The sequence below is a fragment of the Pseudomonas sp. S1_G07 genome (assembly GCF_054668565.1).
In genome coordinates this window covers 2497380-2521666 of record NZ_CP162778.1, presented here as the reverse complement: position 1 = coordinate 2521666, position 24287 = coordinate 2497380, and the positions used below count along the sequence as shown (strand labels likewise).

The following is a 24287-nucleotide window of genomic DNA, read 5'->3' as shown; positions in this document are numbered from 1 at the left end:
GCCATCTGGCAACCGCCTCAGCCATGAGGCGGTTGCCAGGGGCCCGCCGCCGAAGCGCGCCGGATGATCAGGCCCGCGACTCGACGCCCAACTCATCCCACACCGATTCAGCCAAATGGAACGTGGCATTCGCCGCCGGAATCCCGCAGTAGATCGCGCTCTGCATCAGCACCTCCTTGATCTCGGCACGGGTCACGCCGTTGCTGGCGGCCGCACGCAGATGCAGTTTCAATTCTTCATTGCGGTTCATGCCGATCAGCATGGCGATGGTAATCAAGCTGCGCGTGTGTCGAGGCAGGCCGGGGCGGGTCCAGATGTCACCCCAGGCGTGACGGGTGATCATGTCCTGGAACTCGCTGTTGAACTCGGTCAGGGCGTTGAGGCTGCGGTCGACATGGGCGTCGCCCAGCACTTCGCGGCGCACTTGCAGGCCCTCGGCGTAACGTTGTTTCTCGTCCACGAAAGACTCCTCAGCGGGCAAGCAGGAATTTAATCACCCGGTCGCTGAACGCAGCACCGGCTTGAACATTGGACAGGTGCGCGGCGTGGAACTCGACGTACTCGGCGCCCGTCACGTGGCTCTGGATAAAGTGCCCACCGGCCGGCGGCGTGACCGCATCTTCGGTGCCGGCGACCACCAGGGTCGGCACCTGGATCGAGGACAGTTGCTCGCGAAAATCCGCATCACGCACCGCCGCGCAATTGGCGGCGTAGCCTTGAGGCGAGGTGGCCGCGAGCATGTCGGTGATCTGCTGGACCTGGTGCGGGTTGGTCGTGGCGAAGTCGGCGGTGAACCAGCGCGCAATGGAGGCATCGCGCAGCGCCACCATGGCCTTCGCGCCGTCTTGCAAGACCATTTCGATGCGTGGGTTCCAGATCTCCGGCGTACCGATCCTGGCGGCGGTGTTGCACACCACCAGGCGCTGCAGGCGCTCACCGGCGTGGATACCCAGCCATTGGCCGATCAAGCCGCCCATGGACAGCCCGCAGAAATGCGCGCGTTGAATGTCCAGCGCATCCAGCAGTGCGATCACGTCGCGGCCCAGTTGCTCGATGCTGTACGGCCCTGCGGTCACCAGGGATTGGCCATGGCCACGGGTGTCGAAGCGCAATACGCGAAAATGTTCGGTGAAGGCCGGGATCTGGAGGTCCCACATATGCAGATCGGTACCCAGGGAGTTGGACAGCACCAGTACCGGCGCGTCAACGGGCCCATCCAGTTGGTAATGCAGTTCGCCCTCGGCGAGTTGTACAAAAGCCACAGCGGTCTCCTCAGGCAGTCAGTTCAAAATGTTCGGTTACAGCGCGGCTGACCCAGGTGCGCGCCTGGCCCAGGTAGTGGGCCGGGTCGAGCAGGCGGTCCAGTTCGGCGCCTGACAGTTCGGCGGTGACCTGCGGTTCATCCGCCAGTACCGCGCGCAAATGACGGTGTTCGGCAACGGCACGTTTGCAGCATTGCTCCAGCAGATGGTGCGCGGTTTCGCGGCCCAGGCGCTGGGCCAGCACGATGCTGACCGCTTCGGCCAACACCAGGCCCTGGGTCAGGTCGAGGTTGTGCTGCATGCGCTCGGGGTCGACTTCCAACCCCTCGCTCACCAGCAGCGCCTGCTGCAGCGCGCCGGAGACCAGGCGGCAAATCTGCGGCAAGGTTTCCCATTCGGCATGCCACAGGCCCAGGCTGCGTTCGTGTTCCTGGGGCATGGCACTGAACATCGTCGATACCAACCCCGGCACACGGGTGGCGGCGCTGATCAGCACGGCGGCGCCCACCGGGTTGCGTTTGTGCGGCATGGTGGACGAACCGCCCTTGCCCGGCGCCGAGGGTTCGAATACTTCGGCGGCTTCGGTCTGCATCAGCAGGCTGAGGTCACGGCCCAGCTTGCCGAGGCTGCCGGCGATAAGGCCAAGAACACTGGCGAATTCCACCAGACGGTCACGCTGGGTATGCCAGGGTTGTTCGGGCAGGCTCAGTTGCAACTCCGCCGCCAGGGCTTCGGCCACGGGTAGGGCCTGGTCGCCAAGGGCCGCCAAGGTGCCGGACGCACCGCCGAACTGCAGCACCAGCAAGCGTGGTTTGAGTTCGGCGAGACGTTGCCGGTTGCGGGTGACCGCGCCCAGCCAACCGGCGATTTTCATGCCCAGGGTCACCGGTGTTGCGTGCTGCAACCAGGTGCGCCCGGCCAATGGCACATCGGCATAATGCTGCGCCTGGGCGGCAAGTACGGCGCCCAGCCGAGCCAAGTCGGCTTCGATCAATTCCACGGCGCGGCGCAGTTGCAACACCAGGCCGGTGTCCATCACATCCTGGCTGGTGGCGCCCAGGTGCACGTAGCGCTCGGCGCCGGCGTCTTCGCTGGCAATCAACGTGCCCAACGCCTTTACCAACGGAATCGCCGAGTTCCCCGCCGTGGCAATCGCCGCGCCGAGGGCGTCCACATCGTACAGCGACGCCAGGCATGCCTGGGCAATCGGGGCGACGGCGGCCTGCGGGATCAACCCGACCCGCGCCTCGGCTCTGGCCAACCCGGCTTCGAAATCCAGCATGCCCTGCAGGCGGCCCTGGTCACAGAACACCTCGGCCATGCTGTCCGCCGTGAAGTAAGCGTCGAACAGTTGGTTGCTCGTGCGCAGTGTCATAAATCAGTCCTTACAAATCGTGGTGCAGGTACGCCGCCTGCTTGGGCAAACGCAGGCTGAACAGGAAGGCCACCGCCATCATTGCGGTCACGTACCAATAGAAGGCGTTTTCCAGGCCAATGGATTTGAGGCCCAGGGCGACCACTTCGGCTGAACCGCCAAAGATCGCATTGGCCACGGCGTAGGCCAGGCCCACACCCAGGGCCCGGACTTGTGGTGGAAACATTTCCGCTTTCACCAGGCCGCTGATCGAGGTGTAGAAACTGACGATGGCCAACGCCAGGGTGATCAGTACAAACGCCAGGAACGGACTGGTCACGGTCTTCAGGGTCAGCAGGATCGGCACAGTGAACACGGTGCCCAGGCCGGCGAACCACAGCATCGAATTACGCCGGCCGATCTTGTCGGCCAACATGCCGAACAGCGGCTGCATGCACATGTACAGAAACAGCGCACCGGTCATGATGTAGCTCGACGTCTTGGCGTGCATGCCGACGGTATTCACCAGGTACTTCTGCATGTACGTGGTGAAGGTGTAGAAAATCAGCGAACCGCCGGCGGTGTAGCCCAGCACCGTGATGAAGGCTTTACCGTGGTCACGAAACAGCGCGGCAATGCTGCCGGCATCCTTGTCTTCGCGTATTTCCTTGGTGGTGGTTTCTTTGAGGGTGCGACGCAGCAACAGCGAAATCACTGCCGCGATCGCGCCGATCACAAACGGAATCCGCCAGCCCCAGGCGCGCAGCTCTTCTTCGCTGAGGAACTGTTGCAGGATGACCACCACCAGCACCGCCAGCAGCTGGCCGCCGATCAGGGTCACGTATTGGAACGAGGCGAAGAACCCGCGCTGGCCCTTGAGCGCGACTTCACTCATGTAGGTCGCGGTGGTGCCGTATTCGCCCCCCACCGACAACCCCTGGAACAGCCGCGCCACCAACAGTAACGCCGGGGCCCAGGCACCGATGTCCTTGTAGGTGGGCAGGAAGGCAATGACCAGGGAACCGGCGCACATCATCAGCACCGAGATCATCATTGAGTTTTTGCGACCGTGCTTGTCAGCCACGCGGCCAAACAACCAGCCACCGATGGGGCGCATCAGAAACCCGGCGGCGAATACACCGGCGGTGTTCAGCAACTGCACGGTGGGATCGTCCGACGGAAAAAACGCCGGGGCGAAGTAAATGGCGCAGAAGGAGTAGACGTAGAAGTCGAACCATTCGACCAGGTTGCCGGAGGAGGCACCGACAATCGCAAAGATCCGTTTGCCGCGTTCTTCTGCGGTGTAGTGACTGGTGGTGGTTGTCATGATTGTTTTCACTCAGTGGGAACGGTTATAGCCTAGACATACTTTGCAACAACCATGTTCCGCATTTGGTGCAGTTATCAGTTTCAAGCTGCAAGTTTCAAGCTGCAAGAGGAGAGCTGCTTTTCCTTGAGGCTTACAGCTTGCAGCTTGAAGCTTGCAACTAACACCCATCAATAATCGAAGAACACCGTTTCCTTATCGGTGCCCTGCAAGATCACATTCCACTGATACACCCCTGCCCCATCCTGCTGAGCAATCAAGGTGCCGCGTCGCTCTGCCGGCACACAGGCCAGCAACGGGTCGTCGCCGTTCAGTGCCTCACCGTCAAAGTAAATCCGCGTGAGCAGGTGCTTGACCAAACCACGGGCAAATACCAGCACCACCAGGTGCGGCGCCTGGGTGGTGCCCTTCACCCCCGGCACGCTGCCCGGCTTGATGGTGGTAAAGCGAAAGCGCCCTTCGGCATCCACCGGTACGCGGCCGAAGCCTTCAAAATTCGGATCGACCGCCTTGTCCTGCTCATCCTCGGGGTGGTCGTACTTGCCGGCGGCATTGGCCTGCCAGACTTCGAGCATGGCGTCGTTGACCACATCACCGTTGCCATCCACCACTTGCCCGCTGATCGCCACGCGCTCGCCGAGGGTGGCGGCGGTGGTCAAGTCTTCGCGGTTCAGCCAGGTCAGACCAATGTGATAGTACGGCCCGACGGTGTGGGACGTGGTTGCGTAAAGGCTCATGTTCATTTCTCCATCGGCGTGGCGTCGCGGCCGCGCAGGACGATGTCCCAGCGGTAGCCGAGGGCATAGGAAGGAATGGTTTTTTCCAGGTCGAAACGCGCAATCAGGCGTTCCTTGGCGCGGGTATCGGGCACGCAGTTGTAGATCGGGTCGTATTCCAGCAGTGGGTCGCCGGGGAAATACATCTGCGTCACCAGGCGCGTGAGCACACTGGGGCCGAACAGCGAAAAGTGGATATGCGCGGGGCGCCATGCGTTGTGGTGATTGCCCCACGGGTAAGCACCGGGCTTGATGGTTTGGAACTGGTACCAGCCATCGGCGTCGGTGATGGTGCGCCCGGTGCCGGTGAAATTGGGGTCCAGCGGTGCGTCGTGCTGGTCACCTTTGTGCTTGTAGCGGCCGGCCGCGTTGGCCTGCCAGATTTCCACGAGGATGCCCGGCACCGGCAGGCCGTTTTCATCCAGCACGCGGCCGTGGATGATGATGCGCTCGCCCTGAGGTTCGCCGTCGTGCTGGGCAGTCAGGTCGTTGTCCTTCTCGAAGACCCGCTCGGCACCGATGGTCGGGCCGGTGATTTCCGACAAGGAATGGGGCAGGAACACCAACGGCTGGGACGGCGAACGCAGGTTCGTCGACTGGTAGGCCGGATGCAGGTAATCAGGTTGGGTTCCCGCTTGCGGGCGCCGGTAACCGGGCTTATCACTCATGGAGCAATCCTCTCTTATTAGATACGTTCAATCGCCAATGCCAACCCTTGGCCGACGCCCACACACATGGTCGCCAGGCCTTTGCGTCCACCAGTGTTCTCAAGCTGATGCAGGGCGGTGAGCACCAGCCGCGCGCCGCTCATGCCCAAGGGATGGCCAAGGGCAATGGCGCCGCCATTCGGGTTGACCTGAGGCGCGTCGTCGGCGATACCCAACTCGCGCAGCACCGCCAGGCCTTGGCTGGCGAAGGCTTCATTGAGTTCGATGACGTCAAAGTCAGTGACCGCCAGGCCCAGGCGCTCCACCAGCTTGCGCACCGCCGGCACCGGGCCGATGCCCATCACTCGCGGGGCGACGCCAGCACTGGCCATGCCCAGGACGCGGGCGCGAGCGGTCAGGCCGTGTTTCTTGACGGCGTCGGCCGAGGCGAGAATCAGCGCGGCGGCGCCGTCATTGACGCCCGAGGCATTGCCGGCGGTAACGGTCTTGTCGGGGCCATTGACCGGTTTGAGTTTGGCCAGGGTTTCCAGGGTGGTGTCCCTTGGGTGCTCATCCTGTGCTACCACGGTTTCGCCTTTTTTATGGGCGACCCGCACCGGCACGATTTCTTCAGCGAAGAACCCGGCGGCTTGCGCGGCGGCGGTGCGTTGCTGGCTGCGCAGGGCAAAGGCGTCCTGGTCGGCACGCGATACCTTGTAGTCGTCGGCGACGTTATCGGCGGTCTGCGGCATGGCATCCACGCCGTACTGCGCCTTCATCAACGGGTTGATAAAGCGCCAACCGATGGTGGTGTCTTCGAGCTTCATGTTGCGCGAAAACGCCGCATCGGCCTTGCCCATCACGAACGGCGCACGGGACATCGACTCGACGCCGCCGGCAATTGCCAGCTCCATCTCACCGCTGGCGATGGCGCGAAAGGCGGTGCCGATGGCGTCCATGCCCGAAGCACACAAACGGTTGAGGGTCACGCCGGGAATACTCTCCGGCAGGCCGGCGAGCAACAGCGCCATGCGCGCGACGTTGCGGTTGTCTTCGCCGGCCTGGTTGGCACAGCCGAGAAACACTTCGTCCACTGCCGTCCAGTCCACCGACGGGTTGCGCTCGATCAGCGCCTTGATCGGCAATGCGGCCAGGTCGTCGGCGCGCACGGTCGCCAGGCCACCGCCGAAACGGCCGATGGGGGTACGGATGGCATCACAGATAAATACGTCGCGCATCAGGCTTCTCCGGGGGCTTGGCCATGGGCAGCGGCCGTGCGGGCTTCAAGATCACGCAGGGCGGTCAACTCCCCCTCGGTGGGTTCGGCGGTGGTGCTCACCTGGTCGGCAAAGCGGATCGCCCAACCGGTGGCGGCCACCACTTGCTCGCGGGTCACGCCTGGGTGCAGTGCGGTGACCACGAATTCATGGGTGCCCTCTTCCGGCTCCATGATGCACAGGTCGGTAATAATCCCGACCGGGCCAGCACCCGGCAGGCCCAGGCGCTTGCGCGAATCGCCGCCTTCGCCGTGGCCGACGGAGGTGATGAAGTCCAGCTTGTCGACAAACGAACGGGAGGACTGCTTGAGAATGATCAGCACGCTCTTGGCCGAGCCGGCGATTTCCGGCGCGCCACCGGCCCCCGGCAGGCGCACCTTGGGCTGGTGATAGTCGCCGACCACGGTGGTGTTGATATTGCCGAAACGATCGACCTGGGCCGCACCGAGGAAGCCCACGTCAATGCGCCCGCCTTGCAGCCAGTAGCGAAAGATCTCGCCGGTTGGCACGACGGTGTCGGCGGTTTCCGCCAGTTCGCCATCACCGATGGACAGCGGCAGTACGCTGGGCTTGGCACCAATCGGGCCCGACTCGTAGATCAACACCACGTCGGGCGACGAGGTCAGGCGAGCCAGGTTGGCCGCCTTGGAAGGCAGGCCGATGCCGACAAAGCACACCGAACCGTTCTGGAGGCGGCGCGCGGCGGCGACGGTCATCATTTCATTGGTCGAGTAAGCCATCACTTGGCCTCCTGCGCGGTGGCCAGCTTGGCCTGGAATTCACTGAAATCAGCCGTGCCGTGGATGTATTCGTCGATCCAGGCGGTAAAGGTCGCACGGTCGCGGGCGATCGGGTCCCACGCCTGGTAGAAGCGATTATCACGCTCGTTGTAGCCGTGGGCGTAGGACGGGTGGGCGCCACCGGGCACATGGCACACCGCAGTCAGGGCCCAGGTCGGCAAGACGCAGCTGTTCATCGGTGCATTCAGGTCGTCGACGATTTCTTCCACGGTGACGATGCAGCGCTTGGCCGCCAACGCCGCTTCCTTCTGCACCCCGAGAATGCCCCAAAGCAACACGTTGCCCTTGCGGTCGGCTTTCTGGGCGTGGATCACACTGACATCCGGGCGTACCGAGGGCACCGCCGCCAGCACTTCGCCGGTGAACGGGCAGGTCACAGTCTTGATCAGCGGGTTGACCTTGGGCAGGTCGGAGCCGGCGTAGGCACGCAGTACCGCGAACGGCAGGCCGGAAGCCCCGGCGACGTAGGCATTGGCCAGGTCGGCGTGGCTGTGCTCCTCGATCTCCAGCGCCTGCGGCCACTGCTTCTCGACCGCGTCACGCAGGCGGTGCAGGGAGCCCACGCCCGGGTTGCCGCCCCAGGAGAAAATCAACTTGCGCGCACAGCCGGCACCAATCAACTGGTCGTAGACCAGGTCGGGAGTCATGCGCACCAGCGTCAGGTCTTTCTTGCCCTGACGAATGATTTCATGACCTGCCGCCGTTGGAATCAGATGGGTAAAGCCTTCAAGGGCGACGGTATCGCCGTCGTTCACGAAGCGCTTGACCGCATCACGCAGGGTGAGGATTTCAGCCATGGGGGGTGGGCTCCCGGTGTTGATTGAAAAAGGCGCTGAGGTGGCGCCGAAGTGCTTGAAGATTAAGCCGGGGACATGCACCAAACAATCCGATAATCGACTAAGCGTTCGATTATCGAACCAATTGTTGGCAAGCTATCAATCATCTTCACGTCGCATCCGCATGGCTGACCATGCCCTTGATCACCACGGCTGCGGTGGCCAGGGCAGCCGGGATCACCAGCGCGGTGAGCACCTGCTCGAAGTTCCACCCCAGGCCCAGCAAGGTGGCGCCCATCCAGGCACCGAGGATCGCGCCGAAGCGGCCGATGCCGAGCATCCACGATACGCCGGTGGCGCGGCCCTGGGTCGGGTAGAAACGTGCCGCCAGGGAGGGCATCGCCGATTGCGCCCCGTTGACGCACATGCCGGCAATCAACACCAAGGTGGCCAACAGGGTAATGTTGCCCAGGCTCTGCCCTACCGCGTAGGCAAACACCCCGGCCAGCAGGTAGAAAGTGCCGATGACCTTGTGGGGATTGAAGCGGTCCATCGCCCACCCCACGCCGACCGCACTCAATACGCCTCCCAACTGGAACAACGCACCAATAAACGCGGCCTGTTCCATGCTGGCGCCGCTGTCACGCATCAGGGTCGGCAGCCAACTGGTCAGCAGGTAAACAATCACCAGGCCCATGAAGTAGGTGAGCCACAACAGTAAGGTGCCGGAGCTGTAAGTGCCGGAGAAGATCACCGCGAACACGTTGCGGGCCTTGACGGTTTTTTGTTCCGGCACGCTGAAGGCAACGGCCTGGGCGACGAGCACAGGCTCGATGGGGGATAAGGTCTTGCGCACCTTGTCGGTACCACGGTTGCGCACCACCAGGTAACGCGCCGATTCCGGCAACCACACCAACAGCACCACGACCAGGATCAACGGCAGAATGCCGCCGATCAGCAGCAGGCTATGCCAGCCGAACGCCGGGATCAGCTTGGCCGAGATAAACCCGCCACCGGCCATGCCCAGGTTGAAACCGCAGAACATGCTGGTCACCAGCAACGACTTGTGGCGCTCGGGGGTGTATTCAGAGAGCAGCGTGGTGGCGTTGGGCATTCCCGCGCCCAGGCCCAGCCCGGTGAGAAAGCGCAGCACCAGCAGTTGATCGACGTTAGCGCTGTAGGCAGACGCCAGGCTGAAGGCGCCAAACACCAGCACCGCGCCCACCAGCACGACTTTGCGGCCAAAACGGTCGGCCAGCGGCCCGGAGCCCAGCGCGCCAAATACCATGCCGATCAACGCGGCGCTCATCACCGGGCCAAGGCTGGCGCGGTCGATGCCCCAGTCCTGGGATAACGCAGGCGCGATAAAGCCCATCGCCGCAGTATCGAGGCCATCGAGGAAAACAATCAGGAAACACAGGATCACCACGCGCCACTGGTAGCGGGACAGTGGCTGGGTGTTGATAAAGGACTGCACGTCCAGGGTGGTGCCAACAGAAGGCTGATTCATTATTTTTATTCCACACCAATGGCGGGCTGACAACCTGAGGTCGTCGTTATTATGAGTCACGCCCCCCCTGGAGCGCTGCCGCACAGTAATAAGCCTGGGGAAACAGCGTCAATTGATCCAGCCGGGATCTGTGCGATCACCGAACAGCTTAAGCAAACAGTTGCGCACTCAACTCACGGCTGGCGCTGAGCATGCTCGGCAGGAAGCGTTGCTCCAGCTCGCTGCGGCTGACCCGCCCGGCATGGGTGCTGACATTGAGCGCGGCCAACACCTGGCCCGACGCGTCATACACCGGCACGGCGATGGAGCGCAGGCCCTGTTCCAGTTCCTGGTCGACGATACACCAGCCCTGCTGCCGCACCTGCTGCAGGCATTCGAACAAGGCTTCGGGGGTGGTGAGGGTGCGGCTGGTCTTGGTCGGCAGGTCGGCGTGGTCGAGGTAGTCCTGCAACGAGGCATCGTCCAGCGCTGCGAGCAGGATGCGGCCCATGGAGGTGCAATAAGCCGGCAAACGCCCGCCCACCGACAGGTCCACGGAAATCAGGCGCTGGGTGGTGGCAGAACGGGCGATGTAGAGGATGTCATCGCCTTCGAGGGTGGCCATGTTGCAGGCTTCGTGCAACTGCTCGCTCATGCGGTCCAGGTAGGGTTGGGCCGACACGGCCAGCGGTGTGGACGACAGGTAGGCATGGCCCAGGGTCAACACTTTGGGCAGCAGCGAGTAGGTACGCCCGTCGGTGGTGGCGTAGCCGAGTTTGATCAGGGTATGCAGGCAACGGCGTACGGCGGCGCGAGGGATTTCGGTGCGGTGGCTGATCTGGGCGATCGTCAGGTGGCGCTTGCGTTCCTGGAACGCCTGCACCACGGCCAGGCCACGGGCCAGGGAGGTCATGAAATCCGGATCACCAGTAAACGCCTGGATACGCTTGGCCGGTGAGGCAACGATCGGCGGCGCCGCTGACGCGAAAGAGTTGCGCAATTGATCGTTCATGTGTGGATCCTTTCTCTTATTGTCAACCGCAGGAATTGGGCTGCCATTACAAGCCGCGCTGGCCGGGATGCACAAGGCAAGGGCGAAAACACCGGGGCGATTATCGGACAAGCATGCGATTATCGCAATTTAATGGCGCAAGAGCGCTGCACACGCGCCTGCCACGGCAAAGTTAAGCGGTATTTTATAGCGTCTAATGTGGGGTGCTACTCATGACGCCAGAGTTTGTACAACTACTGACGCACGCGTGTAACAAAACACTCACATAAAGTTGACGGTTTTTAACTTTATGCCGATAGTGTTATTCAAATGCGCCGCTATAATGCACCCTGTGCGGAGGTCAGCCCGGTTTCCATCGGGATCGGAACTCGCCAAGTCATGCACATGCCGTGCATTGCAGACTGCAACTACCTGCTTCGAATGACCGCCATAACAAGTGGCCCCTCGTATCTCTTTCAAAGTTGAATCGATCATGGGTTCAACTTTGAACATGTCGAGGGCGGCATTCAGGCACAACGCTGCAACGTAATTACACTCACTCAATTAGGTAACAATGTGACGAAAGATGAACTGCGCGCGGAACTTGAGCGCCAGGAGCAACGTTACAAGGAAGTTTACGGCGGGGAAGTCACCACCTACGCCGCCCAGCCTGAACCCGAGCGCAAACCATGGCGTAAACGCGCCAGCCTGCTCGACCAGGCATTTGCCCAGGAAATCCAAAAGATTGAACAGGAACTCAAGGCAGAAGAGCCATAAGCGCTTCGATTCGAGCCTCTGGGACCGTGCTGTCTCCGTCGACTCATCATCGGCGGGGGGCACCTCCTGCGGGGTTGAAGGCCAGCATCCTGCTATAGCCTGTAAAATTTCATACAAATGTTTCAGATATGACGCTTCGATGACGAAATCGTGTCATTTCGCCCGCGCACTATATAAATCAAAGACTTGCCAAAGCCCCGAAAACCCTGGGATGGCCGCCTTTCGCCGGTTTTTTTTCAAGGAAGATTGTTACCGATGAGCAGCTAGTGCATCGATTAGCGAGGTTTTCTGGCATAATCGCGCCCCCTTACGACCGGGTCAGAAAACCTTCATGATCGATTTATTCAGCGGACTGGATGCTTGGGTTCTCGTGAGCCTGTTGCTCGCCCTGGCCTTTGTCCTCGCCTTCGAGTTCATCAATGGCTTTCATGACACCGCTAACGCGGTGGCCACAGTCATCTATACCAAAGCCATGCCGCCGCATCTGGCCGTGTTCTTCTCCGGGGTGTTCAATTTCCTCGGCGTGTTGCTCGGTGGTGTCGGCGTCGCCTACGCCATCGTGCACTTGCTGCCGGTGGAGTTGCTGATCAATGTGAACACCGGCCACGGCCTGGCCATGGTCTTCTCTTTATTGGCGGCGGCGATTACCTGGAACCTGGGTACCTGGTACTTCGGCATCCCCGCCTCCAGCTCCCACACGCTGATCGGCTCGATCCTCGGTGTCGGCCTGGCCAATGCCTTGATCAACGATATCCCTTTGGCTGACGGTGTGAACTGGCAGAAGGCTATTGATATCGGCGCGTCGCTGGTGTTCTCGCCGATGGCCGGCTTTTTGGTCGCGGCGCTCGTGCTGCTCGGCCTGAAGTGGTGGCGTCCGCTGTCGAAGATGCACAAGACCCCGGACCAGCGCCGCAAGCTCGACGACAAGAAGCATCCACCGTTCTGGAACCGCCTGGTATTGGTGATTTCCGCCATGGCCGTGAGCTTCGTGCACGGTTCCAACGATGGCCAGAAAGGTATCGGTCTGATCATGCTGGTGCTGATCGGTATCGTGCCTGCGCAGTTCGTGCTTGACCTGCGCAGCACTACCTACCAGATCGAGCGGACTCGCGACGCTACCGTGCATTTGAGCCAGTTCTACCAACGCAATAACGACACGCTCGGCGAGTTCCTCGCGCTGGGCAAGAGCGTGAAGGACGATCTGCCGGGCAAGTTCCGATGCAACCCGCAGCAGACCGAGCCCACCATCAACGCACTCGTCAGTACCTTGAAAGGTGTCTCCGACTACCACTCGCTGAACGCCGATCAGCGTATCGAAGTGCGTCGCTACCTGCTCTGCCTGGACGACACGGCCAAGAAAGTCGGCAAGCTGCCGGGCCTCGATGCACGCGAGAAGGCTGACCTGGACAAGCTGCGCAAAGACCTGACCGCTACTACCGAGTACGCACCGTTCTGGGTGATCCTCGCGGTCGCACTGGCCCTCGGCCTGGGCACCATGGTCGGCTGGAAACGGGTGGTACTGACCATCGGCGAGAAGATCGGCAAGCAGGGCATGACCTATGCCCAAGGCATGTCGGCGCAAATCACCACGGCCACCATGATTGGTTTCGCCAATATCTTCGCCCTGCCGGTGTCCACCACCCACGTGCTGTCTTCTGGCGTGGCTGGCACCATGGTTGCCAACAAAAGCGGCCTGCAAGGCGGTACGGTCAAGACCATCCTGATGGCTTGGGTGCTGACCTTGCCGGCGACCGTCGGCCTGTCGGCCGGGCTGTTCTGGCTGGCCTCCAAGGCACTCGGCAACTGATAGCCAGCAACTGAAAAAGAAGGTGCGGCCCCCCAGGGGACCGCACCTTTTTTTATGCGCCGGTATTCATCAACGGCGTTAAATCATAAGCAAAAAAAAGGGCGACCGAAGTCGCCCAAAATGCCTTGCGTGCTCATGTAATCCGGAAAAACTTATGGTTTTTTACGCTTGTGCGCGTCTTTCCAGATAAAAATCCCAAACCCTACAAAAAACAGCACCATGAGGCCTACAGTCAGCACTCCGGCGAACACCACATTATCGATAAACATGACCGGCCTCCCGTGCTTGCCCTGTTGCGATAGGGCTAAGTTAATAGAGAAGGCACAATGGAAAATTGACGAAGATCAATGTCGCCCGCAACGGGGCGTAAAGAAGGGCAATAACTGACCTGCATCAATAAATGCAGGTCGGTTTAACGCTTTTTCGGTTTGTTCTTGGGCTTTTTCTTGGTTTTACCCAGCGGCATCGCGTGTTCAAACGCCTGGCGAACTTCATTCAGGCGCTTGTCATTGAGGTCATGCACGCGCTTGGCGCGTTCGGCATTCAGGTCGATCAGCTTGTCATCATCACTCATGGCTTGGCTTACGTCGTGGCGAGAAGGGCTTAATCATGCGGGCTCCTGCGCTCGACGGCAAATCAGCAGGCGACAAAAGGCAGGCTCTCGCCCGGGAACTACACGGTTAAACCTCGACGTCTACCCATAAGCCCTGGCGCGGCGCATCTTCGATCAGCGGCACCACGGGCACGGTGTTGTCGGCGTTGAGCACGTCCCCCGGGATCGCCAGGTGCTGGTCCGGGTCGTCATCGGCTTCGCGCCGGCGTTTCTGTTGTTCCTGCTGGCGGCGTTGTTCTTCACGCAGCAAAAAAGTCGACTGCTCGGCATCGCCTTTTTTCAGGTCGATGGTGCTTTCGTTGGAGCCCGCCTGAACAGGAACCACGGGCGGGATATCCGGTTTCTGGCGAACCGGATCGAGTTGCGAGGTAACCGGTACGACGCTGACGGGCAGCATAGGTGGCAGCATGATAGTTGTTCTCCTGTCAGCAGGCTGTCGGCGGGCCACGCGGCGACTTGAGCGCGGGCTCGCCAACCTGTGACCCAGTCGACACTCGCAAGTGCCCGCCACCCGTCGATTCCGTGCGCACACCGCCACCCGAACGGCGTTGTTTTTGTCAGAATCCTTTGGCTCAGGACCTTGTTCCGTTAAGATAGTCGGCTTTTTCACGGCGGGAGTCAGGCAGCATGGCGCAGCAGTATCAACCGGGGCAACGCTGGATTAGTGACAGCGAAGCAGAGCTGGGGTTAGGCACCGTTCTGGCACAGGACGGTCGCTTGCTGACCGTGCTCTATCCGGCCACTGGCGACACCCGCCAGTATGCGCTACGGAATGCGCCCCTCACCCGCGTGAGGTTCTCGCCGGGCGACAGCATCACCCATTTCGAAGGCTGGAAAATGACCGTACAGGAAGTCGACGACGTCGACGGCCTGCTGGTCTACCACGGCCTCAATGGGCAGAACGAGCAGGTCACCCTGCCGGAAACCCAACTTTCCAACTTTATCCAGTTCCGTCTGGCCAGCGACCGCCTGTTCGCCGGGCAGATCGACCCGCTGGCCTGGTTCTCGCTGCGTTATCACACCCTGGAACACACCAGCCGCCAGTTGCAGTCCTCGCTGTGGGGCCTGGGTGGCGTGCGTGCGCAACCTATTGCTCACCAATTGCATATCGCCCGTGAAGTCGCCGACCGTATCGCGCCGCGGGTGTTGCTGGCCGACGAAGTGGGCCTGGGCAAGACCATCGAAGCCGGCCTGGTGATCCATCGCCAGCTGTTGTCGGGCCGCGCCAGCCGCGTGCTGATCCTCGTGCCGGAAAACCTGCAACACCAGTGGCTGGTGGAAATGCGCCGCCGCTTCAACCTGCAGGTTGCACTGTTCGACGAAGAACGCTTTATCGAAAGCGATGCCGCCAACCCGTTCGAAGACACCCAGCTGGCCCTGGTGGCCCTGGAATGGCTGGTGGACGATGAAAAGGCCCAGGACGCGCTGTTCGCCGCGGGCTGGGACCTGATGGTGGTCGACGAAGCCCACCACCTGGTCTGGCATGAAGATAAAGCCAGCCCGGAATACAGCCTGGTCGAGCAACTGGCCGAGGTCATCCCCGGCGTGCTGCTGCTCACCGCCACCCCGGAACAACTGGGCCAGGACAGCCACTTCGCGCGCCTGCGCCTGTTGGACCCGAACCGATTCCACAACCTGCTGGCCTTCCGCGCCGAGAGCGAGAACTATCGCCCGGTGGCCGAAGCCGTGCAGGAGCTGCTCGACAAGGGCCGCCTGTCACCCGCCGCGCACAAAACCATCCAGGGTTTCCTTGGCAGCGAAGGCGAAGCGCTGCTCACCGCCGTCAACGATGGCGACGCCGAAGCCAGTGCGCGCCTGGTGCGTGAACTGCTCGACCGTCATGGCACCGGCCGCGTGCTCTTCCGTAACACCCGTGCCGCCGTGCAGGGCTTCCCGGAACGCAAGCTGCACGCCTACCCGTTGCCGAACCCGGACGAATACCTGGAATTGCCGCTGGGCGAACACGCCGAGCTGTACCCGGAAGTCAGTTTCCAGTCGCAACCGGACATTGAAGAAGAAAACCGCTGGTGGCGCTTCGACCCACGGGTCGAGTGGCTGATCGACCAGCTGAAAATGCTCAAGCGCACCAAGGTGCTGGTGATCTGTGCCCACGCTGAAACCGCCATGGACCTGGAAGACGCACTGCGCGTGCGCTCCGGCATCCCGGCCACGGTATTCCACGAGGGCATGAACATCCTCGAGCGTGATCGCGCCGCCGCCTACTTCGCCGATGAAGAATTCGGCGCCCAGGTGCTGATCTGCTCGGAAATCGGCAGTGAAGGCCGCAACTTCCAGTTTGCCCATCACCTGGTGCTGTTCGACCTGCCGTCCCACCCCGACCTGCTGGAACAGCGGATCGGCCGTCTGGACCGGATCGGCCAGAAACATGTGATCGAGTTGCACGTGCCATACCTGGAAACCAGCCCGCAAGAGCGCCTGTTCCAGTGGTACCACGAAGCACTGAATGCCTTCCTCAACACCTGCCCGACCGGCAACGCCCTGCAGCATCAGTTCGGCCCGCGCCTGCTGCCGCTGCTGGAGAATGCCGACGACGGCGAGTGGCAAACCCTGGTCGACGAAGCCCGTGCCGAGCGCGAGCGCCTGGAACAGGAACTGCACACCGGCCGCGACCGCCTGCTGGAACTCAATTCCGGCGGCGCCGGTGAAGGCGATGCGCTGGTGGAAGACATCCTTGAACAAGACGACCAGTTCGCCCTGCCGATCTACATGGAAACCCTGTTCGACGCCTTTGGCATCGACAGCGAGGACCATTCGGAAAACGCACTGATCCTCAAGCCCAGCGAGAAGATGCTCGACGCCAGCTTCCCCCTGGGCGACGACGAAGGCGTGACCATCACCTACGACCGTAACCAGGCGCTGTCGCGCGAAGACATGCAGTTCATCACCTGGGAACACCCGATGGTGCAGGGCGGCATGGACCTGGTGCTGTCCGGCTCGATGGGCAACACCGCGGTGGCGCTGATCAAGAACAAGGCGCTCAAGCCAGGCACCGTGTTGCTGGAACTGCTCTACGTCAGCGAAGTGGTGGCCCCGCGCGCACTGCAACTGGGCCGCTACCTGCCGCCGGCGGCGCTGCGCTGCCTGCTGGATACCACTGGCAACGATCTGTCCGGCCGCGTCTCGTTCGAAACGTTGAACGACCAGCTCGAAAGCGTGCCACGGGCCAGCGCCAACAAGTTCGTGCAGGCCCAGCGCGATCAACTCACGCCGCGTATCAACGCCGGTGAAGAAAAGATCGCCCCGCGCCACGCCGAGCGTGTGGCCGAGGCAAAACGTCGCCTGGCCGCGGACACCGACGAAGAACTCGCCCGTCTGACCGCGTTGCAAGCGGTCAACCCGACCGTGCGTGACAGCGAGCTGGTTGCCCTGCGCAACCAGCGCGAGCAAGGCCTGGCCATGCTCGACAAGGCGGCGTTGCGACTGGAGGCGATTCGGGTATTGGTGGCGGGTTGATGACCGCCCTGCCCTGCTGACTAGGAGGCCGTGGCGAGCAAGCTCGCCCACGCGCCCCCGCTCGGCATGGGCACTGCCCGGTCACTGTTGTAGGAGCGAGCTTGCTCGCGAAAAACCCGAGAACGCCGCGCTGGATCAGGTTTCCCGCGTTATCGTTGACGTTCCTCGCGAGCAAGAACTAGGCGTCCCCCTCGCTCCTGCAGTGCTACATGGGCACGCCCGCTCGCCACACACCACAAATAGCCCTAAGCAGTCGCCGCAGCAGCCGGTACCTCCATCGCCACCAACCCCTCCTTCATCCGCTTGGCATCGCGCACAAAGCTGCGCGAAGCCTGGAACAGGAACAGCATGGTCAAAAACAGCGCCACCGGGATCAAGTACATGGCGTCGTGCAAACCCACCGCTTTATAAGCCTCGGTCATCTGCTCAGCCCCCGCCGCATACATCGCCGAATGGGCGAAATAGTCGGACAACCCACCCACCACAATCGGCCCCATGCCCCCGCCCAGCAAGTACAACCCGGCAAAGAACAACGCCATTGCCGTCGCTCGCAAGCGGGGCTCAACCACGTCCTGGATCGCCGTGTACACGCAGGTGTAGAAGTTATAGGCAAACAGCCAGCCCACGCTGAACAGCGCGACAAACACGCCGATCTCGATGCGCCCGGCATGCAGAGCCCAGGCGGTGGTGACGGTGGAAATGATCAGGCTGAACGCGACGAACAACAGCCGGCCATTAGCGATGCGCTGATGGATCTTGTCGGCGATCCAGCCGCCCAGGGTCAGGCCCACCAGGCCGGTCACGCCGACGATGACGCCGGTGGCAACCGCCGCCTCTTGCAACGGCATAAGGAAGTAGCGCTGCAGCATCGGCACCAGAAACGAGTTGCAGGCATAGGTGGCGAAGTTAAAGCACAGCCCGGCCAGCACCAGCCACAGGAAGGTCGGCACAGCCAGCACGCGGCGGATCGGGCGATCAACGCGCACCTGGGAGACTTGCACGGTTTCTGCCGCGCCGCGCTTGGGTTCTTTTATATAGAACATGAAGATCGCCAGGATCAGCCCCGGCACCGCCGCAATAAAGAACGGCGCGCGCCAGCTGTCGAATGCCTTGACCATCGCACCGATGGTAAAGAACGCCAACAACAGGCCAAGCGGCAGGCCCAGCATGAAAATCCCCATGGCCCGGGCGCGGCGGTGCGCCGGGAACAGGTCGCCAATCAGCGAGTTGGCGGCCGGCGCATAGCTGGCTTCGCCGATTCCGATGCCCATGCGCACCAGCAAAAACGTCCAGAAACTGCCGACCATGCCATTCACCGCCGTGAGCCCGCTCCAGGCGAACAAGCCCCAGCCCATCAGCTTGCTGCGCGAGCCGGTATCGGCCAGGCGTCCGAGCGGCAGGCCGGCAATGGCGTAGACGATGGTGAAGGCGGTGCCGATGATGCCCAGCTGGAAGTCGCTCAGGTGCCACTCCATGCGGATCGGCTCGATGATGATTGCCGGAATGGTGCGGTCGAAGAAGTTGAACAGGTTGGCGAGGAACAGCAGGAACAGAATGCGCCAGGCATTCGCCGCTTGGGTCGAGTTCTGCATGGGTCCGTCTCTTTTTATTGTTATGAGCGCTGCGATGCCCGATGCATCCTGCTCAGGTCAGTGCAACATAGTCAGGCGCGCCGCCGTTGTCTGTAATGATTCGTAAGGCTGATAGGGCGTAATTTCACCCAGCGCTATGGGACTTCGCCTACACAAAATATAAGTGTGCCCCCCTCTTCCCAACGGCCATGGCGTGGATAGAATGGCGAGCCTTCCCAAGCCCCTCCTTTCTTACTTTTCTTATCGATGACGCCCATGTCCGAAGCCAGTCCGTGTCTGAGTTGCGGTGCCTGCTGTTCCTATTTTCGCGTGTCGTTCTTCTGGGGTGAGTGCGCCTCATCGGGGGGCACGGTGCCCGATGATCTGGTGGTACAGATCAACCCCACCCGCGTGGCGATGATCGGCACCGACCAGAAACCCGCGCGCTGTTGCAGCCTTGAGGGCGAAGTGGGCACAGGCACCCGTTGTACAATTTACGAGCAACGCTCCAGCGTATGCCGCGAGTTTGACTCGTCGTGGAGCCAGGGCGTGCAGAACGTCGATTGCGATGCAGCCCGCGCCGCCTTTGGCCTGGCCCCGCTGGAGGCCCCCTTCGAACTGGAATTACCCATCAGCGCTTAGCACTGAACGCTACGTAAAGCATTCCAAAATCATATAAAGCCGAGCGCGACCGGCGCGCCAAAAGTGCCATCTCCCAGCCTTGTCGGGCATCAATCGATCATCCGGCCAATCCGATGACGCCCATTTTTTGGCATTTAGCCATCATTTACCTAAAGATCGGCGACGAACGGCCGATCCAACAGAACCCGGCCAGGTTTTCCTTAGAGAATATAGGGTCAATCTGGATATTCCGGACAAGGACGCACTGCAAAGTCGCGAATTACCATTCAGTGATGGCTATTTGACATTTTTCAGCCATCCGTCCCAGGCACATGGCGCACAATGACTTCTAAAAATAATCCTGCCACCGTGGTACCCGATGTGTTGCTCCCAACTCCTGCGCAAAAGCACTCAGGTGAGAAGTCATTGAGCACCACCCGCGCGTTGGCCACCCAGCAATACCTGTACTTCACCGAAACCAATACCGACCGCATCCTCGATAACCTCGATGGCCTGCGCGACATGGTGTTCCCGCGCCCACCCCATGTGGAAGACGACGGCGAGCTGCGCAACGAGCAGGAATTCCCCTCGGTATGCTTGATCGGCCTGGGCCGTTGCGGCTCGAATATCGCACTGGACGTGGCGGAGTTGGTGTACAACGCGCGCAAGTTCTACCTGAACGAATTCAGTAACGAAGACAAGTCCTTGGATAAGGGTTACAGCCCGGCCCAGTGGATTCGCAACAACCTGCGCCTGGGCGGCGGCAAGGCCAGCAAGCCGGTGTTCCTGGTGGAGCCGCTGGTGATGCTGGGCGACCTGGACAAAGACATCGCCGGGCGCATCCGTTTTTCGCGCAAGGGTGAAAAAAGCGGATTCCTGCGCGACTACAGCAAGATGAAGATCATGGACCTCTCCGAAGTCCATGCCGGCGGCGCCGGTAACGCACCGATCCTCGGCCAGTACCTGGCCAAGATCATCCTCAACAAAGACACCCAGCGTTTTTCCAGCCCCGACTGGAAGATGATCCACTCGTACCTGATCGACTCCTGCGGCATCAAGGCCAACCAGTCGCGCCTGTACTTCTCGATCTTCAGCGCTGGCGGCGGCACCGGCTCGGGCATGGCCTCGGAGTTCGGTCTGGCGCAGCAACACTCGTACATGAACAAGACATTCGACACCAAGCCTGCCGACGAGCACGACAGCAAGAGCGGCCATGCCTTCGTGTTCGAACCGATCTTTACCAGCGGCATCTGCGTACTGCCGAATATTTCCGACCACCGCAGCGAAATGTCCGAAGCGCTGCACATCAACGCCGGGCGACTGCTGTGCAAGTACCTGTCGGAAGAATGGGATTTTTCGTACAACTTCGCCAATGAAGACAGCAGCGAAGCCAGCGTGAAGGGCCGCATCCGCCCCTGGAACGCGATGATGCTGATCTCCAATGACATCATGCGGTATGCCGAAGAGAGCGATGACGGCAACATCCAGAACATTGACGTCAATGCCATGGAAAAACACGCCAACCAGTACATATCCCAGCAGATCTTCAACATCCTCACCGCCCAGGCGGTGACCACCGATTACGACCAGAACTACTTCCGTCGCGCGGGTATCGATATCGGTGAAACCATCCGCCTGGATGCCAACGACCTGTTCATGAGCCTGGCCGGTCCGGTGGCGATTGCCTATGCCGAATCCGTGGTCCCGGAAACCCCGGCCCCGTCGAACGACAAATTCAAGGTCTTCGAAAAAGAGCCGCAACGCCTGAACATCGACGACCTGTTCTTCCGCTCCATCGACCTGCCGCACTTCAACAAAGTCACCCAGGCCATCGAGGGCATCAGCCTGCTGCCGATCGAGTCCAAGCGCTACAAGGCGTCGCTGGAACAATACAAGAACTCCGGCTACGACGCGGCGGCGCTGCACGACCTGCACTTCTTCAAGAACTGCTCGTCGGTGGTGTCGATCGTCTCGCTGCCCAAGGACTACAAGCTGTCCTACATGGACCTGAACCGACTCAAGACCCATCTCAACAGCCTGTTTCCCAACACCACCCTCAAGCGCTACGCCCTGGTGATCGGTGCGTCGGCCAACCTGTCGCTGACGACCCTGATCGCCAAGAGCCCTTGCCTGTCGGATGACTTCCTGACGCTGATCGTGGCCTTTATCAAGCGCTGCTTTGCCCGCAACCCGTACCGCTTCGACGACACACTGGACAACTCGATCCTGGACTTCATCATTCACGAGGACTTCGACGAAGACCGCATCGACGAGTTGCTCAACGAATTCGAGAACCCGGCGAAGATCCTCGATACCAACTGGTATGCGATCAAACCGATGTATGAGAAGAAGTACCGCGAGCTGATCAACGACAAGGATAAGTTCGTGTCGATCAACGATATTCGCCTGTCACGAGAGTGTGTGAAGAAGGCAATCAAGTACTTGCGCGAGATTTACCGCCATCGCATCGGCAAGACCAAGGTTATTTCGTTGAATAACCATACGGGCAAAACCGCCTAGCCGTATGTGGCGAGGGCGCTTGCTCCCTCGCCACAGCGATATGCTCACACCCAGAAACAATTCTCCCGGCATTTCGCCATCCGCAAAACTGTTCCCGTGACGCGCACGTCACCCTGACCTGTGACCTTTCTCCACGGCAAGATGCCATCACCGCATCAGCGGTTACTCCGCTACACACTTGCAGCGGCGCAAACTGCGCACCTTTTTTGTGCGGCGCTTTCTTACACCGCCCTTTCCTGGATCAGAATCCATGGCGAAACCACCACCGCCCACAGTCTGGGATTGCGTTCCAGCAGGTCCAATGCCCGCGTCGCAGACACTTCGCCAAGGCTCCCCGAGGCCAGCCAGGCAGCGACTTTATCGCGGTTGTCCTCGGCCATGCCCTCGGCGGCCTCAAGCAAATCCAGGCCAGCATCGACCCACAATAGGGCACCCTTGGCAAAGAACGGTTCAAGCTCCTTCCAGGAAATTTCAGCCGTTTCCCCGAGCAGCTTGGCATAGAGGGTGCTAGGTTCTTGCGTCATGGGAGTTCACCTTGGGAAAAAATCGGCGCAATCATAACGTCGTGGCCGGGGTAGAAAAACCCAGTTGCAAATGAGTCATCGATAGAAAGTGTCAGGAAAGCCAAGGATTGCCGAGAATCTGGCCTCAGCCCCGCCGCAATTCTGTCTTTTTCTTTCATTTAAGCGACACGCCCGGGTTTTGCCCCCAGCAGCCAGCTTTTCAAGCGATCAACCGGCGCTCTACACTGTACCGGTACAGTTGCCAGGCCGCTGCCGGGGGATATCCGAGATATCTGATCCGGTTCTGCAGCTCACAAGGCCGCTAGAACTATAAAAAATACAACAGTAAGAGTGGAGCACTATGAATAAGGCTACTAAGCAGATTTCCAAACTGTTTGCCGCTATGGTCCTGGCTGGGGTTGCCGGCCATTCTTTCGCAGCCGACACCATCAAGATCGGTATCGCAGGTCCCAAGACCGGTCCTGTGACGCAATACGGCGACATGCAGTTCATGGGTGCCAAGCAGGCCATCGCCGACATCAACGCCAAGGGCGGCGTCGACGGTAAAATGCTTGAAGCCAAGGAATACGACGACGCTTGCGATCCCAAGCAAGCCGTGGCCGTCGCCAACAAAGTGGTCAACGACGGCGTCAAGTTCGTGGTCGGTCACCTCTGCTCCAGCTCCACTCAGCCAGCGTCCGACATTTATGAAGACGAAGGCGTGATCATGATCACCCCGGCAGCCACCAGCCCGGACATCACCGCCCGTGGCTACAAGCTGATCTTCCGCACCATTGGCCTGGACAGCGCCCAGGGCCCAGCCGCCGGCAACTACATTGCCGACCACGTGAAGCCGAAAGTCGTTGCTGTCATCCACGACAAGCAGCAATACGGTGAAGGCATTGCCACCGCCGTTAAACAAACCCTCGAGAAGAAAGGCGTGAAGGTTGCCCTCTTCGAAGGCATCAACGCTGGCGACAAAGACTTCGGCTCGCTGATCCAGAAGCTCAAGCAAGCCAACGTCGACTTCGTCTACTACGGCGGCTACCACCCAGAGCTGGGCTTGATCCTGCGCCAGGCCAAGGAAAAAGGCCTGAACGCCAAGTTCATGGGCCCTGAAGGCGTCGGCAACGACTCCATCTCGCAAATCGCCCAGGGCGCTTCCGAAGGCCTGCTGGTTACCCTGCCGAAGTCTTTCGACACCGATCCGGCCAACAAGGCAATCGTTGAAGAATTCACCAAGAACAAGCAGGACCCAACCGGTCCGTTCGTCTTCCCGGCCTACTCGGCTGTTGAAGTGATCGCCGGCGGTATCGCTGCCGCGAAGAGCGAAGACACCGCCAAGGTGGCCGAAGCCATCCATGCCGGCACCTTCAAGACCCCTACCGGCGACCTGAGCTTCGACGCCAAGGGCGACCTGAAGGACTTCAAGTTCGTGGTCTACGAGTGGCACTTCGGCAAACCTAAAACCGAAGCTTCCCCTCAGTAAGCCAGGCGTTACTGGTCAACAAGCCCACTGTGAAAGCAGTGGGCTTTGTTTTACGAGGTTTATGGGCCTGTCACCCGCGATCCGGGCGCTGGCTCACCTGAAAATCTTAAAACCGTCACCAGCGGTTCGCTGGCAAACGCTTTGTGCAAATGTGCTCACAGAACACAGCCCAAGGCCGGAACATGACTCCACCAGTGAAATGCGTATCGGGTT

22 protein-coding genes are annotated in these 24287 nt (G+C 60.8%); 6 read left to right on the top strand and 16 right to left on the bottom strand.

Going from position 1 to position 24287, the window contains the following annotated elements; all coding sequences use genetic code 11:
* Window positions 1–67: 67 nt before the first annotated feature.
* The 11 genes from pcaC to pcaR form a co-directional block, all read right to left on the bottom strand.
* Window positions 68–460, bottom strand: a complete 393-nt coding sequence (pcaC, locus tag AB4O05_RS11520; RefSeq protein WP_460137476.1) for a 4-carboxymuconolactone decarboxylase — start codon at window positions 458–460, stop codon at window positions 68–70.
* 10 nt (window positions 461–470) lie between these two features.
* A complete protein-coding gene (gene pcaD / locus AB4O05_RS11515; RefSeq protein WP_460137477.1) occupies window positions 471–1262 on the bottom strand; it encodes a 3-oxoadipate enol-lactonase in 792 nt (263 codons plus the stop codon).
* A gap of 10 nt (window positions 1263–1272) precedes the next feature.
* Window positions 1273–2637: a 3-carboxy-cis,cis-muconate cycloisomerase gene (locus AB4O05_RS11510; protein ID WP_460137479.1), complete on the bottom strand. Its 1365-nt coding sequence runs from the start codon at window positions 2635–2637 to the stop codon at window positions 1273–1275.
* A 10-nt stretch (window positions 2638–2647) separates the two neighbouring features.
* On the bottom strand, window positions 2648–3943 hold the full coding sequence (locus tag AB4O05_RS11505; RefSeq protein ID WP_460137480.1) for an MFS family transporter: 1296 nt from the start codon (window positions 3941–3943) through the stop codon (window positions 2648–2650).
* 170 nt (window positions 3944–4113) lie between these two features.
* Window positions 4114–4680 (bottom strand): protocatechuate 3,4-dioxygenase subunit alpha, encoded by a 567-nt coding sequence (gene pcaG / locus AB4O05_RS11500; RefSeq protein WP_460137482.1) that lies wholly within the window; start codon window positions 4678–4680, stop codon window positions 4114–4116.
* A 2-nt stretch (window positions 4681–4682) separates the two neighbouring features.
* Window positions 4683–5387, bottom strand: coding sequence for a protocatechuate 3,4-dioxygenase subunit beta (pcaH, locus tag AB4O05_RS11495; RefSeq protein WP_460137483.1), 705 nt, complete (start codon window positions 5385–5387; stop codon window positions 4683–4685).
* A 17-nt stretch (window positions 5388–5404) separates the two neighbouring features.
* Window positions 5405–6607, bottom strand: a complete 1203-nt coding sequence (gene pcaF, locus AB4O05_RS11490; protein ID WP_460137616.1) for a 3-oxoadipyl-CoA thiolase — start codon at window positions 6605–6607, stop codon at window positions 5405–5407.
* Window positions 6604–7386 carry a CoA-transferase subunit beta gene (locus AB4O05_RS11485; protein WP_460137484.1) on the bottom strand — a complete coding sequence of 261 codons (783 nt, stop codon included), beginning with the start codon at window positions 7384–7386 and terminating at the stop codon, window positions 6604–6606. The genes pcaF and AB4O05_RS11485 overlap by 4 nt, the downstream gene beginning before the upstream one ends.
* Entirely contained in the window at window positions 7383–8240 is an 858-nt protein-coding gene (locus tag AB4O05_RS11480; RefSeq protein ID WP_460137485.1) for a CoA transferase subunit A, read from the bottom strand. The genes AB4O05_RS11485 and AB4O05_RS11480 overlap by 4 nt, the downstream gene beginning before the upstream one ends.
* Window positions 8241–8388: 148 nt before the next feature.
* Window positions 8389–9729, bottom strand: a complete 1341-nt coding sequence (locus AB4O05_RS11475; RefSeq protein ID WP_460137486.1) for an aromatic acid/H+ symport family MFS transporter — start codon at window positions 9727–9729, stop codon at window positions 8389–8391.
* A 148-nt stretch (window positions 9730–9877) separates the two neighbouring features.
* Window positions 9878–10720: a pca regulon transcriptional regulator PcaR gene (gene pcaR / locus AB4O05_RS11470; RefSeq protein WP_460137487.1), complete on the bottom strand. Its 843-nt coding sequence runs from the start codon at window positions 10718–10720 to the stop codon at window positions 9878–9880.
* Between the two features lie 555 nt (window positions 10721–11275).
* Here pcaR and AB4O05_RS11465 point away from each other — a divergent pair.
* Both AB4O05_RS11465 and AB4O05_RS11460 read left to right on the top strand, forming a co-directional pair.
* On the top strand, window positions 11276–11476 hold the full coding sequence (locus AB4O05_RS11465) for a hypothetical protein (RefSeq protein ID WP_460137488.1): 201 nt from the start codon (window positions 11276–11278) through the stop codon (window positions 11474–11476).
* A gap of 331 nt (window positions 11477–11807) precedes the next feature.
* Complete coding sequence (locus AB4O05_RS11460; protein ID WP_460130834.1) at window positions 11808–13283, top strand: inorganic phosphate transporter; 1476 nt, start codon at window positions 11808–11810, stop codon at window positions 13281–13283.
* Between the two features lie 152 nt (window positions 13284–13435).
* Here the strand turns inward: AB4O05_RS11460 and ccoM are convergent, their stop codons facing one another.
* The 3 genes from ccoM to AB4O05_RS11445 form a co-directional block, all read right to left on the bottom strand.
* Complete coding sequence (gene ccoM, locus AB4O05_RS11455) at window positions 13436–13552, bottom strand: cytochrome c oxidase subunit CcoM (RefSeq protein WP_460130837.1); 117 nt, start codon at window positions 13550–13552, stop codon at window positions 13436–13438.
* 143 nt (window positions 13553–13695) lie between these two features.
* Window positions 13696–13857: a hypothetical protein gene (locus AB4O05_RS11450; protein WP_460130839.1), complete on the bottom strand. Its 162-nt coding sequence runs from the start codon at window positions 13855–13857 to the stop codon at window positions 13696–13698.
* 106 nt (window positions 13858–13963) lie between these two features.
* Window positions 13964–14305 carry an aspartate-semialdehyde dehydrogenase gene (locus AB4O05_RS11445; RefSeq protein ID WP_460130842.1) on the bottom strand — a complete coding sequence of 114 codons (342 nt, stop codon included), beginning with the start codon at window positions 14303–14305 and terminating at the stop codon, window positions 13964–13966.
* 218 nt (window positions 14306–14523) lie between these two features.
* Here AB4O05_RS11445 and rapA point away from each other — a divergent pair, with 218 nt between their 5' ends.
* Complete coding sequence (gene rapA / locus AB4O05_RS11440; protein ID WP_460130843.1) at window positions 14524–17370, top strand: RNA polymerase-associated protein RapA; 2847 nt, start codon at window positions 14524–14526, stop codon at window positions 17368–17370.
* Between the two features lie 245 nt (window positions 17371–17615).
* On the opposite strand, the gene AB4O05_RS11435 is transcribed toward rapA, so the two are convergent.
* Entirely contained in the window at window positions 17616–18962 is a 1347-nt protein-coding gene (locus AB4O05_RS11435; RefSeq protein WP_460130846.1) for a spinster family MFS transporter, read from the bottom strand.
* 255 nt (window positions 18963–19217) lie between these two features.
* Here AB4O05_RS11435 and AB4O05_RS11430 point away from each other — a divergent pair, with 255 nt between their 5' ends.
* Together AB4O05_RS11430 and AB4O05_RS11425 are read left to right on the top strand one after the other, a co-directional pair.
* Window positions 19218–19583 carry a YkgJ family cysteine cluster protein gene (locus AB4O05_RS11430; RefSeq protein WP_460130849.1) on the top strand — a complete coding sequence of 122 codons (366 nt, stop codon included), beginning with the start codon at window positions 19218–19220 and terminating at the stop codon, window positions 19581–19583.
* 321 nt (window positions 19584–19904) lie between these two features.
* Complete coding sequence (locus AB4O05_RS11425; protein WP_460130852.1) at window positions 19905–22082, top strand: hypothetical protein; 2178 nt, start codon at window positions 19905–19907, stop codon at window positions 22080–22082.
* A 221-nt stretch (window positions 22083–22303) separates the two neighbouring features.
* Here the strand turns inward: AB4O05_RS11425 and AB4O05_RS11420 are convergent, their stop codons facing one another.
* The gene (locus tag AB4O05_RS11420; RefSeq protein ID WP_460130855.1) at window positions 22304–22606 is read right to left on the bottom strand and encodes a DUF2288 domain-containing protein; all 303 of its coding nucleotides are present in this window, start codon (window positions 22604–22606) and stop codon (window positions 22304–22306) included.
* Window positions 22607–22946: 340 nt separating this feature from the next.
* On the opposite strand from AB4O05_RS11420, the gene AB4O05_RS11415 reads away from it, so the two are divergent.
* Window positions 22947–24074 carry a branched-chain amino acid ABC transporter substrate-binding protein gene (locus AB4O05_RS11415; RefSeq protein ID WP_460130857.1) on the top strand — a complete coding sequence of 376 codons (1128 nt, stop codon included), beginning with the start codon at window positions 22947–22949 and terminating at the stop codon, window positions 24072–24074.
* The last annotated feature ends 213 nt before the right edge of the window (window positions 24075–24287 follow it).

Excerpts from the sequence above, each read along its gene's own strand:
- AB4O05_RS11510 (WP_460137479.1), bottom strand. The coding sequence starts at position 2,637 with ATGACACTGCGCACGAGCAACCAACTGTTCGACGCTTACTTCACGGCG.
- AB4O05_RS11505 (WP_460137480.1), bottom strand. The coding sequence starts at position 3,943 with ATGACAACCACCACCAGTCACTACACCGCAGAAGAACGCGGCAAACGG.
- pcaG (WP_460137482.1), bottom strand. The coding sequence starts at position 4,680 with ATGAGCCTTTACGCAACCACGTCCCACACCGTCGGGCCGTACTATCAC.
- pcaH (WP_460137483.1), bottom strand. The coding sequence starts at position 5,387 with ATGAGTGATAAGCCCGGTTACCGGCGCCCGCAAGCGGGAACCCAACCT.
- AB4O05_RS11480 (WP_460137485.1), bottom strand. The coding sequence starts at position 8,240 with ATGGCTGAAATCCTCACCCTGCGTGATGCGGTCAAGCGCTTCGTGAAC.
- AB4O05_RS11475 (WP_460137486.1), bottom strand. The coding sequence starts at position 9,729 with ATGAATCAGCCTTCTGTTGGCACCACCCTGGACGTGCAGTCCTTTATC.
- pcaR (WP_460137487.1), bottom strand. The coding sequence starts at position 10,720 with ATGAACGATCAATTGCGCAACTCTTTCGCGTCAGCGGCGCCGCCGATC.
- AB4O05_RS11460 (WP_460130834.1), top strand. The coding sequence starts at position 11,808 with ATGATCGATTTATTCAGCGGACTGGATGCTTGGGTTCTCGTGAGCCTG.
- ccoM (WP_460130837.1), bottom strand. The coding sequence starts at position 13,552 with ATGTTTATCGATAATGTGGTGTTCGCCGGAGTGCTGACTGTAGGCCTC.
- AB4O05_RS11450 (WP_460130839.1), bottom strand. The coding sequence starts at position 13,857 with ATGAGTGATGATGACAAGCTGATCGACCTGAATGCCGAACGCGCCAAG.
- AB4O05_RS11445 (WP_460130842.1), bottom strand. The coding sequence starts at position 14,305 with ATGCTGCCACCTATGCTGCCCGTCAGCGTCGTACCGGTTACCTCGCAA.
- rapA (WP_460130843.1), top strand. The coding sequence starts at position 14,524 with ATGGCGCAGCAGTATCAACCGGGGCAACGCTGGATTAGTGACAGCGAA.
- AB4O05_RS11435 (WP_460130846.1), bottom strand. The coding sequence starts at position 18,962 with ATGCAGAACTCGACCCAAGCGGCGAATGCCTGGCGCATTCTGTTCCTG.
- AB4O05_RS11430 (WP_460130849.1), top strand. The coding sequence starts at position 19,218 with ATGTCCGAAGCCAGTCCGTGTCTGAGTTGCGGTGCCTGCTGTTCCTAT.
- AB4O05_RS11425 (WP_460130852.1), top strand. The coding sequence starts at position 19,905 with ATGACTTCTAAAAATAATCCTGCCACCGTGGTACCCGATGTGTTGCTC.
- AB4O05_RS11420 (WP_460130855.1), bottom strand. The coding sequence starts at position 22,606 with ATGACGCAAGAACCTAGCACCCTCTATGCCAAGCTGCTCGGGGAAACG.
- AB4O05_RS11415 (WP_460130857.1), top strand. The coding sequence starts at position 22,947 with ATGAATAAGGCTACTAAGCAGATTTCCAAACTGTTTGCCGCTATGGTC.